This window comes from Actinoplanes sp. NPDC051851 (assembly GCF_040681165.1).
In the GTDB taxonomy this organism is placed as follows: Bacteria; Actinomycetota; Actinomycetes; order Mycobacteriales; family Micromonosporaceae; genus Actinoplanes.
In genome coordinates, this window is record NZ_JBFAYF010000011.1 from 81,630 (window position 1) to 93,907 (window position 12,278).

14 protein-coding genes are annotated in these 12,278 nt (G+C 71.6%); 7 read left to right on the top strand and 7 right to left on the bottom strand.

Annotated elements, in window-relative coordinates; genetic code table 11:
- Positions 1 to 19 precede the first annotated feature (19 nt).
- The gene (locus AB0M08_RS13915; RefSeq protein ID WP_364492469.1) at positions 20 to 1,000 is read left to right on the top strand and encodes a Gfo/Idh/MocA family oxidoreductase; all 981 of its coding nucleotides are present in this window, start codon (positions 20 to 22) and stop codon (positions 998 to 1,000) included.
- A gap of 216 nt (positions 1,001 to 1,216) precedes the next feature.
- Here AB0M08_RS13915 and AB0M08_RS13920 read toward each other — a convergent pair whose 3' ends face one another.
- The 3 genes from AB0M08_RS13920 to AB0M08_RS13930 form a co-directional block, all read right to left on the bottom strand.
- Positions 1,217 to 2,224 (bottom strand): inorganic phosphate transporter, encoded by a 1,008-nt coding sequence (locus AB0M08_RS13920; RefSeq protein ID WP_364492470.1) that lies wholly within the window; start codon positions 2,222 to 2,224, stop codon positions 1,217 to 1,219.
- 3 nt (positions 2,225 to 2,227) lie between these two features.
- Positions 2,228 to 2,854 carry a DUF47 family protein gene (locus AB0M08_RS13925; protein ID WP_364492471.1) on the bottom strand — a complete coding sequence of 209 codons (627 nt, stop codon included), beginning with the start codon at positions 2,852 to 2,854 and terminating at the stop codon, positions 2,228 to 2,230.
- Positions 2,855 to 2,939: 85 nt separating this feature from the next.
- Positions 2,940 to 3,896: a hypothetical protein gene (locus AB0M08_RS13930; protein WP_364492472.1), complete on the bottom strand. Its 957-nt coding sequence runs from the start codon at positions 3,894 to 3,896 to the stop codon at positions 2,940 to 2,942.
- 88 nt (positions 3,897 to 3,984) lie between these two features.
- Here AB0M08_RS13930 and sigJ point away from each other — a divergent pair, with 88 nt between their 5' ends.
- Positions 3,985 to 4,863: an RNA polymerase sigma factor SigJ gene (sigJ, locus tag AB0M08_RS13935; protein WP_364492473.1), complete on the top strand. Its 879-nt coding sequence runs from the start codon at positions 3,985 to 3,987 to the stop codon at positions 4,861 to 4,863.
- Here the strand turns inward: sigJ and AB0M08_RS13940 are convergent.
- Complete coding sequence (locus AB0M08_RS13940; RefSeq protein WP_364492474.1) at positions 4,843 to 5,352, bottom strand: DUF402 domain-containing protein; 510 nt, start codon at positions 5,350 to 5,352, stop codon at positions 4,843 to 4,845. The genes sigJ and AB0M08_RS13940 overlap by 21 nt on opposite strands.
- Before the next feature lie 154 nt (positions 5,353 to 5,506).
- On the opposite strand from AB0M08_RS13940, the gene AB0M08_RS13945 reads away from it, so the two are divergent.
- Positions 5,507 to 7,408, top strand: coding sequence for an ATP-dependent DNA helicase (locus AB0M08_RS13945; RefSeq protein ID WP_364492572.1), 1,902 nt, complete (start codon positions 5,507 to 5,509; stop codon positions 7,406 to 7,408).
- A gap of 22 nt (positions 7,409 to 7,430) precedes the next feature.
- Positions 7,431 to 8,267 (top strand): hypothetical protein, encoded by an 837-nt coding sequence (locus AB0M08_RS13950; protein ID WP_364492475.1) that lies wholly within the window; start codon positions 7,431 to 7,433, stop codon positions 8,265 to 8,267.
- A gap of 81 nt (positions 8,268 to 8,348) precedes the next feature.
- On the opposite strand, the gene AB0M08_RS13955 is transcribed toward AB0M08_RS13950, so the two are convergent.
- On the bottom strand, positions 8,349 to 8,723 hold the full coding sequence (locus tag AB0M08_RS13955) for a DsrE family protein (RefSeq protein WP_364492476.1): 375 nt from the start codon (positions 8,721 to 8,723) through the stop codon (positions 8,349 to 8,351).
- A 14-nt stretch (positions 8,724 to 8,737) separates the two neighbouring features.
- Here AB0M08_RS13955 and mtfM point away from each other — a divergent pair, with 14 nt between their 5' ends.
- Positions 8,738 to 8,842: a small membrane protein MtfM gene (gene mtfM, locus AB0M08_RS13960; RefSeq protein ID WP_364492477.1), complete on the top strand. Its 105-nt coding sequence runs from the start codon at positions 8,738 to 8,740 to the stop codon at positions 8,840 to 8,842.
- Positions 8,839 to 9,438 (top strand): FABP family protein, encoded by a 600-nt coding sequence (locus AB0M08_RS13965; RefSeq protein WP_364492478.1) that lies wholly within the window; start codon positions 8,839 to 8,841, stop codon positions 9,436 to 9,438. The genes mtfM and AB0M08_RS13965 overlap by 4 nt, the downstream gene beginning before the upstream one ends.
- Positions 9,439 to 9,948: 510 nt before the next feature.
- Here the strand turns inward: AB0M08_RS13965 and AB0M08_RS13970 are convergent.
- Both AB0M08_RS13970 and AB0M08_RS13975 read right to left on the bottom strand, forming a co-directional pair.
- The gene (locus AB0M08_RS13970; RefSeq protein WP_364492574.1) at positions 9,949 to 10,974 is read right to left on the bottom strand and encodes a folate-binding protein; all 1,026 of its coding nucleotides are present in this window, start codon (positions 10,972 to 10,974) and stop codon (positions 9,949 to 9,951) included.
- 37 nt (positions 10,975 to 11,011) lie between these two features.
- Positions 11,012 to 11,434, bottom strand: a complete 423-nt coding sequence (locus AB0M08_RS13975; protein ID WP_364492479.1) for a Fur family transcriptional regulator — start codon at positions 11,432 to 11,434, stop codon at positions 11,012 to 11,014.
- Between the two features lie 31 nt (positions 11,435 to 11,465).
- Here AB0M08_RS13975 and AB0M08_RS13980 point away from each other — a divergent pair, with 31 nt between their 5' ends.
- Positions 11,466 to 12,203 carry an aminotransferase class IV gene (locus AB0M08_RS13980; protein ID WP_364492480.1) on the top strand — a complete coding sequence of 246 codons (738 nt, stop codon included), beginning with the start codon at positions 11,466 to 11,468 and terminating at the stop codon, positions 12,201 to 12,203.
- Positions 12,204 to 12,278: the final 75 nt, after the last annotated feature.

Below are 12,278 nucleotides of genomic sequence, written 5' to 3' on the forward strand. Positions count from 1 at the left end.
GGGCGATACGGTATCGATCATGACCGGAGAGAAGGTTCGCTGGGGGATCCTCGGCCCCGGCGGTATCGCCGCCGCATTCGCTGCCGACCTGCCGCTCGTGCCGGGGGCCGAGCTCGCCGCCGTCGGATCCCGGAGCCAGGCGAGCGCGGACGCGTTCGCCGAGCGCCACGGGTTCGCCCGGGCGCACGGGTCCTACGCCGCGCTCGCCGCCGACCCGGACGTGGACGTCGTCTACGTGGCCACCCCGCACGCGTTCCACCTGCCCGCCGCGATGATGTGCGTGGAGGCGGGCAAGGCGGTGCTGGTCGAGAAGCCGATCACCCTGGACCTGGCCGGGGCCGCACAGCTGATCCAGGCTGCGCGTACCCGGGAAGTGTTCTTGATGGAAGCCATGTGGATGCGCTGCAACCCGGCGATCCGCAAGATCGCCGAACTGGTCGCCGAGGGCGCGATCGGCTGGGTCAGCGCGGTGCACGCGGATTTCGGGCTGCAGGGGCCGTTCCCGGCCACGCACCGGCTCCGCGACCCGGAGCTCGGTGGCGGCGCCCTGCTCGACCTGGGCGTCTACCCGATCCACCTGGCCCACCTGCTGCTCGGCGCGCCCTCCACGGTGCACTCCTGGGCGCACCTGACGCCGGAGCGGGTGGACGAGAACACCGGCGTGCTGCTCGGCTACCAGGCCGGTGCGGTGGCCGCGCTGACCTGCAGCATCAACGGGGCCAGCCGGAACGCCGCGTCGATCACCGGGACCGAGGGGCGGATCGACCTCCCGCCGGGCTTCTTCGTGCCGCGCTCGTTCACGCTGAGCCGGCCGGACCGGGAGCCGGAGACCTTCGCGTTCGAGTTCGAGGGCAACGGTTACCAGTTCGAGGCGGCCGAGGTGCAGCGCTCGATCCTGGCCGGCGAGCTGGAGAGCCCGATCATCCCGCACGAGACGACGCTCGAGGTGATGACCCTGCTCGACGCGATCCGCGACGAGATCGGCGTTTTTTATGTCTGAGCCCGATTGCCTCGCTGAGCCCGATTGCCTCGCTGAGCCCGATTGCCTCGCTGAGCCCGATTGCCTCGCTCCGCTCGGCGGCATTTCGCCCTGAAAGTCGATGTCGAGGGCACCGAAAACGGCCCCGCTTCGCTTGCCGTTTTCGGCACCCTCGACATCGACGGCGAAATGCGACTCTGGTTACGCCTCAACCATGTCGTGGTCCATGGCCTGTTCTCAGGCGAAGGCCGGGCGGATGGCGAAGTAGACCAGGCAGGCGATGAAGGCGGCGGCGGGGAACGTGGTGACCCAGGCGATCACGATGTTTCCCGCCACGTTCCAGCGGACCGCGCTGAGCCGCTTGGTGGCGCCGACGCCCATGATCGCCGAGGTGATGGTGTGCGTGGTGGAGATCGGCGCGTGCAGCACCTGGGCGTTGAAGAAGAGCACCGAGCTGGCGACCGTCTCGGCGGCGAAGCCCTCGGCCGGGCCGAGGTCGATGATCTTGCGGCCGAGGGTGCGGATGATCCGCCAGCCGCCGGTGTAGGTGCCCGCCGCCAGCATCGTCGCCGAGGCCCAGTAGACCCACTCCGGGATGTGCGTGGCGTCGCTCTGGAAGCCGCCGGTGTAGAGCGCCAGCACCACGATGCCCATCGTCTTCGCCGCGTCCTGCATGCCGTGCCCCACGGACATCGCGGCCGCCGAGGCGGTCTGCGCCCATCGGAAGCCCCGGTTGAGCTTGCCCGGGTGGCCGCGCCGGAAGGTCCACATCAGCGCGATCATGAAGATGTAGCCGAGGATCAGGCCGACGACGGGCGACAACACCATCGGGATGAGGACCTTCTCCAGTACGTTGGCCCACTGCACCCCGCCGATGGTGGCCACCGTGGTGGCGCCCACCAGGCCGCCGAAGAGCGCGTGTGAGGAGCTGGACGGCAGCCCGAAGTACCAGGTGATCAGGTTCCAGGCGATCGCGGCGACCACCCCGGCGAAGACGATGCCGAGACTGGGGATGCCGGTCGGCAGGTCGACCAGGTCGTCGCCGACGGTCTTGGCCACCCCGGCGCCGAGATGGGCGCCGACGAAGTTGCCGACGGCGGCCATCGCGAGGGCCACCCGGGGTGTCAGGGCCCGGGTGCTGACACTGGTCGCGATCGCGTTGGCGGCGTCGTGGAAACCGTTGGTGTAGTCGAACACCATCGCGGCGACGATCACCGCCAGCACGGCGACGAGTTCGGGATCCAAGGTCTAGGACTCCTTGACCGCGATGGTCTCGATGGTGTTCGCCACGTGCTCGAACGCGTCGCAGGCCGCCTCGAGCTCGTCGGCGACCTCCTTCATCTTGAGCACGGTCAGCGCGTCGTACTCACCGGAGAAGAGGCGGACCAGCAGCATCCGGTACGCCCGGTCGCCGTCGTTCTCCAGCCGGTTGATCTCTATCCAGTACTCGTCGAGGCCCTTCATCGAGCGCAGCCGCGGCATCGCCTCGGAGGTGATCTTCGCCTGCTGGTCGAGGACGGTGATCAGCTCGTGCATCTCCCGGGGCAGCGACGGCAGCTCGGTCAGGCCGTACAGGTAGAGGAGGTTGCCGACCGCCTCCAGGTGATCCATCACATCGTCCAGTTGCGAGCCGAGCGAATAGATGTCGGCCCGGTCGAAAGGCGTGATGAATGTGGAATTGATCTTTTTGTAGAGTTCGTGGGTGATCGCGTCGCTGTCGTGCTCGACGTCGCTGAGGCGTTCACTCACCGATTGCACGTCGACTCCGGGCAGCGTCAGCTCATTGAGGAGCTCGGTGCCTTTCACCAGGTTGAACGAGGCCTTGGTGAAGAGGTCGTAGAAGACACCCTCGACGGGACGGAATGAGAACTTCACGGCGCGGACCTCGATCGACGGGCTTTTCGTTTGATCTCCGGTGGCACTCTATCGGTCCCCGCGAGTTCACCCGTTCGACACCGTGCTAAACCGGCTCGCGACGGCCTTCCGGCCGGGACGGCTGTGGGCGCGGCGACGGCCGGCGGACGGCCGGCGCCGGCGGGATCGCCCGCTGAACCGGGGCCGCCGGGTGGCGCCGCAGGTGCCGGGCGAGCCCGTGCAGGTCGGTGTCGGCGATCACGTCCACCCCCGCGGCGGTCAGCTCGGACCAGATCGCGGTCCGGGCGCGGCGCGTCCCGGTGGGCAGCCCGGAGATCCGGACGGTACGCCCCTCGGCATGCGCTGCCTGCACCAACGCGTGCAGCTGGTGGCGTTCCTCGGCCGGGATCGGCTCCAGGCCGTCCCATCCGAACCGGTACGTCCACGGCTCGCTGAGCACCGGGACCAGCACCGGCGGGGCGGAGCGGGAGCCGAGTTCGTCGAGGGTGCCGTCGGCGAACGCGTACCGGGCGGGCTGGGCGGCGAGCAGCTCGCGAACGTCCACGATGCCGGTGACCGTGACAGTCACCACACCCGGCGTCAGCGAGCCGTGCGCGCAGCGGCTCAGCAGCGCGGTGTGATCGCGCAGTTGCTGATCCAGCATCCGGTACGCGCGCAGCAGCGAGCCCTCGTCCCGGGTGTCCCCGACGAACTCGATCACCAGCCGGAACGGCGCCCGCTGCGCCGGCCAGAGCCGCCCGCTGGTGGCCTTGGCCCGGGCGAAGAGCGGGGCCAGCACCATCCGGCGCAGGGTGCGGCCGGGCTGCGGTGCGCCGGGCCCGAGGAAGAGCTCGCCGTGCGGCCCCGGGCGGACCGGCACGGTCATCCCGGCCAGGCCCAGCCGGAGCACCAGGGGGAGCGGGTCGGGCAGGTTGGCGGGCACGAGTGCGTGCCCGGCCGGTAGGTAGGGGCGGTTGCGGCGGAGCATGACGGCGGAGACCGCGCCGCCGGCCCCGGCGAGCCCTGCCAGGCTTCCCGCGAGAGTCGCCACGTCCTGAGCCACGTTCACCATCCGATTCGTACGAAACTTCCGTTTTATACTGTGGCACAGGTGCTACCGCGTAACCGCGCTTCCCGCGCAGAATTCCTCCATGCCTCTGGAAACCGGGGAATTCGAAGGGCTCCGCCCGTACCTGACCGCGATCGCGTACCGGATGCTCGGCAGCCGCGCGGAGGCCGAGGACGCGGTCCAGGAGGCCTGGTTGCGGTGGGCGCGGCAGGACGACGTCCGGGACGCCAAGGGCTGGCTCACCACGGTCACCGGGCGCATCTGCCTCGATCAACTGCAATCCGCCCGGGTACGCCGGACCGCGTACCCCGGCCAGTGGCTTCCCTCGTACGTGGTGGATCCGGACGCCGACCCGGCCGGACAGGTGGAGCGGGCCGACCAGGTCAGCGTGGCGCTGCTCGTGGTGCTGGAACGCCTCACCCCGGAGCAGCGGGTCGCGTTCGTCCTGCACGACGCGTTCGGCGTGCCGTTCGACGAGGTGGCCGCGGTGCTCGGCACCACACCGGCGGCGGCCCGGCAGCACGCGTCCCGGGGGCGGCGGGCGGTGGCCGAGGGCGGCATGCGGCACACGGCCGGGCTGGCCGAGCAGAAACGGGTGCTGACCGCGTTCCTGAGCGCGGCGCAGAGCGGCGACATGCGGGCGCTGGCCGCGGTGCTCGCCCCGGACGTGGTGGCGATCGGCGACAGCGGCGGTACGGCCAGGACCGCGCTGAACCCGGTGCGCGGCGCGGAGAAGGTGGGCCGCTTCTATCACGGGCTGCTCAGCTACCGATTCAGCGAGCTCACCGACGTGAAGGTGGACCCGGTGCTGGTGGCGGGCTCGGCCGCGGTCATGCTGCGCGGCGTGCAGGCCGACGGGCGGACGCTGACCGTGGTCCTCACGGTCGCCGTCGACGGCGGGCGGATCACCGGCCTCTTCAGCCAGCAGAACCCGGCGAAGCTAGTCCTGGGTGACCTCTAGCAGGTGCTTGCGGTACTCCGTGGCGAACGGCTCGGTGCCGTCGCCGAGCAGGCCGAGCAGCTTCTCCGCGGCGGCGTGCGCGTTCGCCACCGCGTCGTCCGGGTAGCCGAACAGGGCCCGATGCTCCTCGAACTCGTCCTCGTCGAGCAGCTCGATCAGGCCGGTCTCACGACGGCGCACCACGTCCAGGTCCAGGTCGATGATGTGCACCGTGTCACCCTCCCAGCGCGCCGGGGTGGTGATGTCGCAGTACACCTCGCTGGTCCGCGGTGGTGGGTTGAACATTCCGGTCCACCACGCGTGATGTGGGACGAGCAGGACGAACGGGATCTGCTCGACGGACGGACGGCCGTGGTAGACACTGGCCGTCCCGCGGGTGACACCGACCCAGACGCCCAGGTCGTCCTCGGCCAGTCGGCGTGCCGGGTAGTCACGATGAGCCGAACCGTCGTACTTCGTGAAGATGACCCGGACCATCTCGCTCGGCATGGGTGCACCCTAACGGTGGTCCGGTTCTGTCGGTGGTGCCGGGTACGGTTCCTGCGTGCCCGCAGCTACCAAGAAGAAGGCGACCGCCGACCAGCTCCTCGCCGCCGCGGTCGGCGCCGTTCCCGGGGGCTCCGCCCGTCCGGGTCAGCAGGCCATGGTCTCCGCCATCGACAAGGCCATCCGTGACCGCGAGCACCTGCTCATCCAGGCCGGCACGGGCACCGGCAAGAGCCTGGGCTACCTCACGCCCTCGCTGCTCGTCGAGGGCCCGGTGGTGGTCTCCACGGCCACCCTGGCGCTGCAGAACCAGCTGGTCGAGCACGACCTGCCCCGGCTCGCCGCCGCGGTCGAGCCGGTGCTCGGGCGCAAGCCGACGTTCGCCGTGCTCAAGGGCCGGCACCACTACCTCTGCGTGGCGAAACTCGAGCACGTCGACGAGGACGCCCCGGCCGACACGCTCTTCGACGACGCGCCCGCGCCCAAGGCCGGCCAGTGGCTCGGCGAGGCCGGCCGGATCGGCAAGCAGGTCCAGCGGGTCCGCGCCTGGGCGGAGAAGACGCAGACCGGCGACCGGGACGAGCTGGACCCCGGTGTCGACGAGACGGCCTGGCGGTCGGTCTCGATGCCGGCCCGCGACTGCGTCGGCGCCTCCCGCTGTCCGTACGGCGCGGAGTGCTTCGCCGAGGCCTCCCGCGCGCGGGCCCGCGAGGCCGACATCGTGGTCACCAACCACAGCCTGCTCGCCGTCGACATGCTCTCCGAGCGGCACATCGTCCCGCCGCACCGGCTGCTCGTCATCGACGAGGCGCACGAGCTGGCCGACCGGGTCTCCTCCGCCTCCCAGGCCGAGCTCACCCCCGAGTCGATCGAGCGGGCCGGCCGCCGCGCCCGCACCCTGATCACCCCGGCCGCCGCCGACACGCTCGCCGAGTCGGCCGACGCGCTCACCGTCGGCCTCGCCGACCTCCCGGCCGGCCGGCTGACCAACGGGCTGCCCGACTCGCTCCGCCAGTCCGTCACGCTGCTGGAGTCGGCCACCCGATCCGCGCTCTCGTCGATCGGCGAGATCAAGGCCGACGATCCCGATCCGGTGAAGAAACAGCAGGCCAAGGCGGTTCTCGACGAGCTCTCCACGACCGCGCAGCGGCTTCTGGAGGAGGACGAGTTCGACGTCGCCTGGGTGGAGAAGTCCGACATGGGCTCCGGGCGGCGGGCCCTCGTCGTAGCGCCCCTCTCCGTTGCCGGCACGCTCGCCGGCGCGCTCTACTCCGACCGTACGGTGGTGGCCACCTCGGCGACCCTGACGCTCGGCGGCCGCTTCGACACCGTCGCCAGGTCACTCGGCCTCCCCGCGCCCACGGCCGCCACCGAGCCGGTATCCGGCGACGGCTGGACGTCGCTCGACGTGGGCTCGCCGTTCGACTACCCGAAACAGGGCATCCTCTACGTCGCGGCGCACCTGCCCCGGCCCAAGGCGTCCGGGCTGCCCGACGAGGCGGGTGCCGAGCTGCTCAAACTGGTCGAGGCGCTCGGCGGGCGCACGCTCGGGCTCTTCTCGTCCCGGCGGGCCGCCACCCAGGCCGCCGAGCTGCTCCGGGACAGGACCGACCTGCCGATCCTGCTCCAGGGCGAGGAGACGCTGCCGATCCTGGTCCGCAAGTTCAAGGAGCAGCGGGAGAGCTGCCTCTTCGGGGTGATGTCCCTCTGGCAGGGCGTGGACGTGCCGGGCGACTCCTGCCAGCTCGTGGTGATCGACCGGTTGCCGTTCCCGCGCCCGGACGAGCCGCTGGCCGCGGCCCGGTCGGCGGCGGTGGACGCGACCGGTGGTTCGGGGTTCTCGGCGGTGAGCGTGCCGATCGCGGCGGTGCGGCTGGCCCAGGGTGTCGGGCGGCTGATCCGGTCGACCGGGGACAAGGGCGTGGTCGCGGTGCTGGACTCCCGGCTGGAGACGGCCCGGGGGTACGGGACGTTCCTGCGGAACTCGCTACCGCCGTTCTGGTACACGACGCGCTCCGAGGTGGCGATGGGCGCCCTTGCCCGTCTGGCCAAGAGCTGAGCCCGGGCGCGGGCGTGTCACCATGGCTGCCGTGACGGCGCCGGGGAGTGTGCGTGCGACGGCCGGACGGCGGCGCTGGCTGGTCGGGGTGGTGGCCGGATGGGTCGTGGTCGTCGCCGGGACGGCGGTCTGGTCGGAGCGCAACGACCCGCCGACCGTCGCCGAGCAGCGGACCATCGCGCAGGCGGTGCCGCGTCTGCAGGCCGCGACCGGCACCGTGCTCGCCGCCGCCGAGGAGGCCGGGTGGGTGGTCCGGCTGGGTGCCCTGAGCATCGCCGACTGCCGGATCACTCCGGTACGCACCGGGCGGCTGGCCAAGCGCGACGTGGTGGTCTACGCGCCGGCGGAGCAGGCCCGGGAGGCGCTGGACGCGGTCGCGGGCGGGCTGCCGGCGGACTACCGGGCCGGGGTGACGGCGTTGCGGGGCGGGACCGAGCTGGGGCTCTACGCCGATGCGGGGGAGTTCATCAGGATCACGAGCGAGGTGGCCGCGACCGATCAGGTGCTGACCATCACGGTGGACACCGGATGCCGTCCGGCGGACGACACGGTCGACCGGGGTGATCCCGGCGCGGGCGATGCGCCGGAGGCCCTGAGCGCGACGCTGACGGCCCTGGGCGCACCCGCGGATGCCGCGGTGACCACCGAGGCGGTCGGGTGTCCCGGCGGCGGGACGGCGGCGACGTTCGAGGCGTCCGGCGGTGCGGGCGGCGGCGCGCCCCGGGGCATGCCGGACGGCACGACGCTGGTGTGGTCCGGTGCGGACGGATGGGCGTACGCGAAAGGCCGCGAATCGGTGGTGATCACCGATCAGGGTGACCGTCTCCGGGTGAGCGTGACCACCGTCTGCCGTGCCTGACCGTCCCGCCGTGCGGTGTCCTGCCGTCCCTGCCGTCCCTGCCGTCCCTGCCGTCCCTGCCGTCCCTGCCGGGTCTGAGCGTCAGTAGACGAGGGCCTGGGCCCCGTCGGACATGATCTCCTCGACGAAGACCGCGGCGCCGGCGATCCGGATGCCCGGCAGGACGTCGTCCGGACCGATGCCCCGGCGGGCCGCGCACTGGGTGCAGGCGGTCACCCTGCCCGCGTCGATCAGGGCGTCGAGCAGGTCGGGCAGGGGAGCGGCGTGCGGCAGCTCGAACTCGGCGGCCCGGCCCGGCAGCGCGAACCAGGTGGACTCCCCGGTCAGCCAGAACGAGACGTCCACCCCGGAGACGGCCGCGGTACTCGCCACGGTGAAGGCCTGCGAGCAGCGCTCGGGGGCGTCCGCTCCGGCGGTGGCCTTGACGACCAGCAAACGTGCCATAGCGGTCAGCATAAGATGGGCGCGTCATGGTTACGGAGATCGGGTTCGTGAGCCTGCTGGTCGCCGGGATGGGCGCGCTGGCGGGCGGTTTGGGTTATCTGGCGATGCGTATTTCGAGGGGGCGCTGGTGAGCGGCGAGACGGAGAACCCACTGGGACCGCCGCCCTGGCTGAACGCCCCGCCGGTGGATGCCTACCCCTATGAGGACACTCACGACCTGCGGGTCGGTCCGGACCTGCACCCGTCGCTGCTCGGCCTGCTGCCGTTCGTCGGCCTGTGGCGCGGGCGTGGCCAGGGCGGCTTCCCGGCGGAGGAGGACTACAACTTCGCCCAGGAGATCCGGATCAGCCACGACGGCCGGGACTTCCTGCGGTACGACTCCCGCGCGTGGCTGCTCGACGACGAGTCGAAGCCGCTCGGGCAGGCGCTGACCGAGACGGGTTTCTGGCGCCCGGTCCTGATCGACGGCCGTCCCGGCGACGAGATGGAGGCCACCATGATCCGCCCGGACGGGGTCGCCGAGCTCTACCTGGGCGAGGCCGCCACCACCCGGCTGGAGATGGGCACGGACGCGGTGGCGTACACCCCGTCGGGCCTGCACGTGACCGGCGGGCACCGGCTGTTCGGGGTGGTCGAGGGCGCGCTGCTGTACGCCCACGAGATCTCCATCGACAACGGCGAGCTGATCCCGCACATGTCGGCCCGCCTGCTGCGCATCGGCGGCTGACCCCGGCGCTGTCCGCGTGCTCTTCCGCGTGTGTGAGGTTCGAGCGTTCTCCGCCCGTCAACGTCACACACGCTCGCCGTCCCCACCGCGCGTGGGATTCGGCGCGTGTGGGAATCGGGGCGTGTGGGAATTCGGCGCGTGTGGGAATTCGGCGCGCGTGGGGATTCGGGCGCTGGGCGGGTTTCGTTCGGCGGGCGCGCCACGGGCGGTCCGGGCTCACGATCCCGCCCGGCCGGGGCGGCGGGATCACACGATCGCTGATCGAGTCGTTCTGGCGCCCCTATGACGGCTGTCCGAGCACACGTTCGCGGATCGTGTGCGCCTACCGCCCGTTCTCGCGCTTGACCGGGTGCGCCTGTCGCCCTTCTCGCGCCGTTCGGGTGCGCCCGCAGGCCCTCTCGTGCGGATCGAGTGCACGCGCCGCCCTCTCGTGCCGATCGAGTGCACGCGCCGCCCTTCTCGCGCCGTTCGGGTGGGGAGGGCGCCCTAACTTCACCCGCGGTGGGTGGGTCAGGCGTCGATCGCGGCGGCGGACTCGCCCACCGTGAGGCGGGCGTCGTCGGCGACGTTGCGCTTGAGGACGCCGAGCGCGACCAGGCCCAGCTCGTGGTGGCGGACCGCGGTGCCGACGAAACCGACCGTGCGGCCGTCCAGCTCGATCGGGGTGCCCTGGGCCGGCGGGTGGTCGGTGGCGATGCCGTCCAGGTGCAGCAGGACCAGGCGGCGGGGCGGGCGGCCCAGGTGGTGCACCCGGGCGACCGTCTCCTGACCCCGGTAACAGCCCTTGTCCAGGTGCACGGCAGCGGCCATGAAACCCGCCTCGGCCGGGATGGTCCTGTGATCGGTCTCGTGGCCCAGGCGCGGGATGCGGTGCGCGACCCGGATCGCCTCGTACGCCCAGAGGCCCGCCTGCGGCACGCCCAGCTTCTCGATCACGGCGGCCTTCGCGGACCGGGGGATCAGCAGGTCCACACCGAGGGGCACGCGGCGCGCGAGACCGCCCTCGAATGCGCGTACCGGATAAGCCGAGGTGGCCTCGGGAGGCACCGACCCGGCGGCGAACTTGGGACCCGGCAACTCGCCCACCCGGGGGGCCGCCAGGCCCGGGAAGAGAGCGGCGGCACCCGGGCCGACCAGGGAGAGCACCGCGATCTCGGACGTCGCGTCGCGCGGCTCCACCCTGGTGAAGAAGCGCATCATCTCGAGGTACCTCAGCAGGGCCGGGCCGGCGCCGGGCTCGGTGTCCAGCCAGGCGGTGGTGCCGTCCTCGGTGACGTACGCGTGGTGCTCGACGTGCCCGTGCGGCGAGAGGACCATCAGCTCGCTGCCCTCGTCGGCGCTCAGGGCCGAGAGGTGCTGCGTGGTCAGCGTGTGCAGCCAGCTCGCCCGCTCCTCGCCCGGCACCGCGAGCACGTCCCGGTTCGACCGGTCGACCAGGCCGACCGCGGTCTCCAGCAGGCGCTGCTCGCGCATCGGGTCGCCCAGGTGGGCGGGGACACCGGCGTCGGGGGACTTCTGATCGAGGTCCTCGACCATCACGACGGTCACTCGGACTCCTTGCGGTCACCCATGATTACTCAGACTCCTTGCACTTGCCGCAGACGCCGAAGAGGGAGACGTGCCCGACGTCGACCCGGAAGTCACGTTCCCGCAGGAGCTGCTCGGTGACCGGCCGCAGCACCGCCGGGTCCATCTCGTCGATCGAGCCGCACGATCGGCAGACCAGGTGCACATGCTGGTCCTCGCCGGCCGCGTGGTAGGTCGGCGAGCCGTGCGACAGGTGGGTGTGGTTGACCAGACCGAGCTCCTCGAGAAGCTCCAGGGTCCGGTAGACCGTGGTGATGTTGACTCCGGCGACACGTTCTCGGACCGCGTTGTGCACCGACTCGGGGGTCGCGTGGCCCAGCTCGTGCACCGCTTCCAGGATCAGCTGTCGTTGCGGGGTGAGCCGCAGGCCACGCTCACGGAGCATGGCGGCGAGCGAAGTGGCGGACACCCCACGAGCATAGTTCGGTAGTTTCGAGTTGATGACGGACCGGATCCTGGTATCTCCCTCGGACCTGCTCGGTGACGGGGTCTTCGAGACGTTGCACCTGCGCCCGTCGGGTCCGTGGTTGCTCGCCGCCCATCTGGAGAGACTGTCCCGTTCCGCGGCGCTCCTCGACCTTCCGCCGCGCGAGTTACCGGATCTATCGGACTCATCCGGGCGGGAGGCGGCGTTACGGATCTTCTACACCCGCCATCTCGTGCACCACACGGTCTCGCCGATCCCGGAGCCGGTGCTCCGCGAACGCCGGGAGGGAATCCGCGTACTCAGCGCCGATCTCGGCGTGTCGGCCGGGCGGCGACCGCCGTGGTCCCTCTCGGCGGCCAAGTCACTCTCCTACGCGAGCAATCTCGCGGCGCGGCGCTGGGCGGCGCGCCATCAGGCCGAGGACGTGGTCTGGCTCTCGATCGAGGGGTACGTCCTGGAGGGCCCGACCTCATCGATCGTCTGGTTGTCGGGCGGCGCGCTCTGCACGGTGCCACCCGAGGAGGCGGGCATCCTGGACGGCATCACCGCCCGCCACCTGCTCTCGGTCGCGCCCTCGGTGGGGTTGTCCCCGTCGTACCGGATGGTCACGCTGCCGGAGCTGGCCGGCGCCGACGCGATCTGGCTGGCGTCGTCGCTGCGCGGCCTGGCCGAGGTGACGTCGCTGGACGGGGTGGCCCGGCCCCGCTCCCCGTGGACGCCGCGTCTGCTCTCCCTGCTCGGCTTCGCCTGACACTCCACACGCCGGCAGCCCCGGGCCGGCGGGAGCGGCCTCCCGGAGCGAGGGTGATCAGTGGGTGGACGTGGA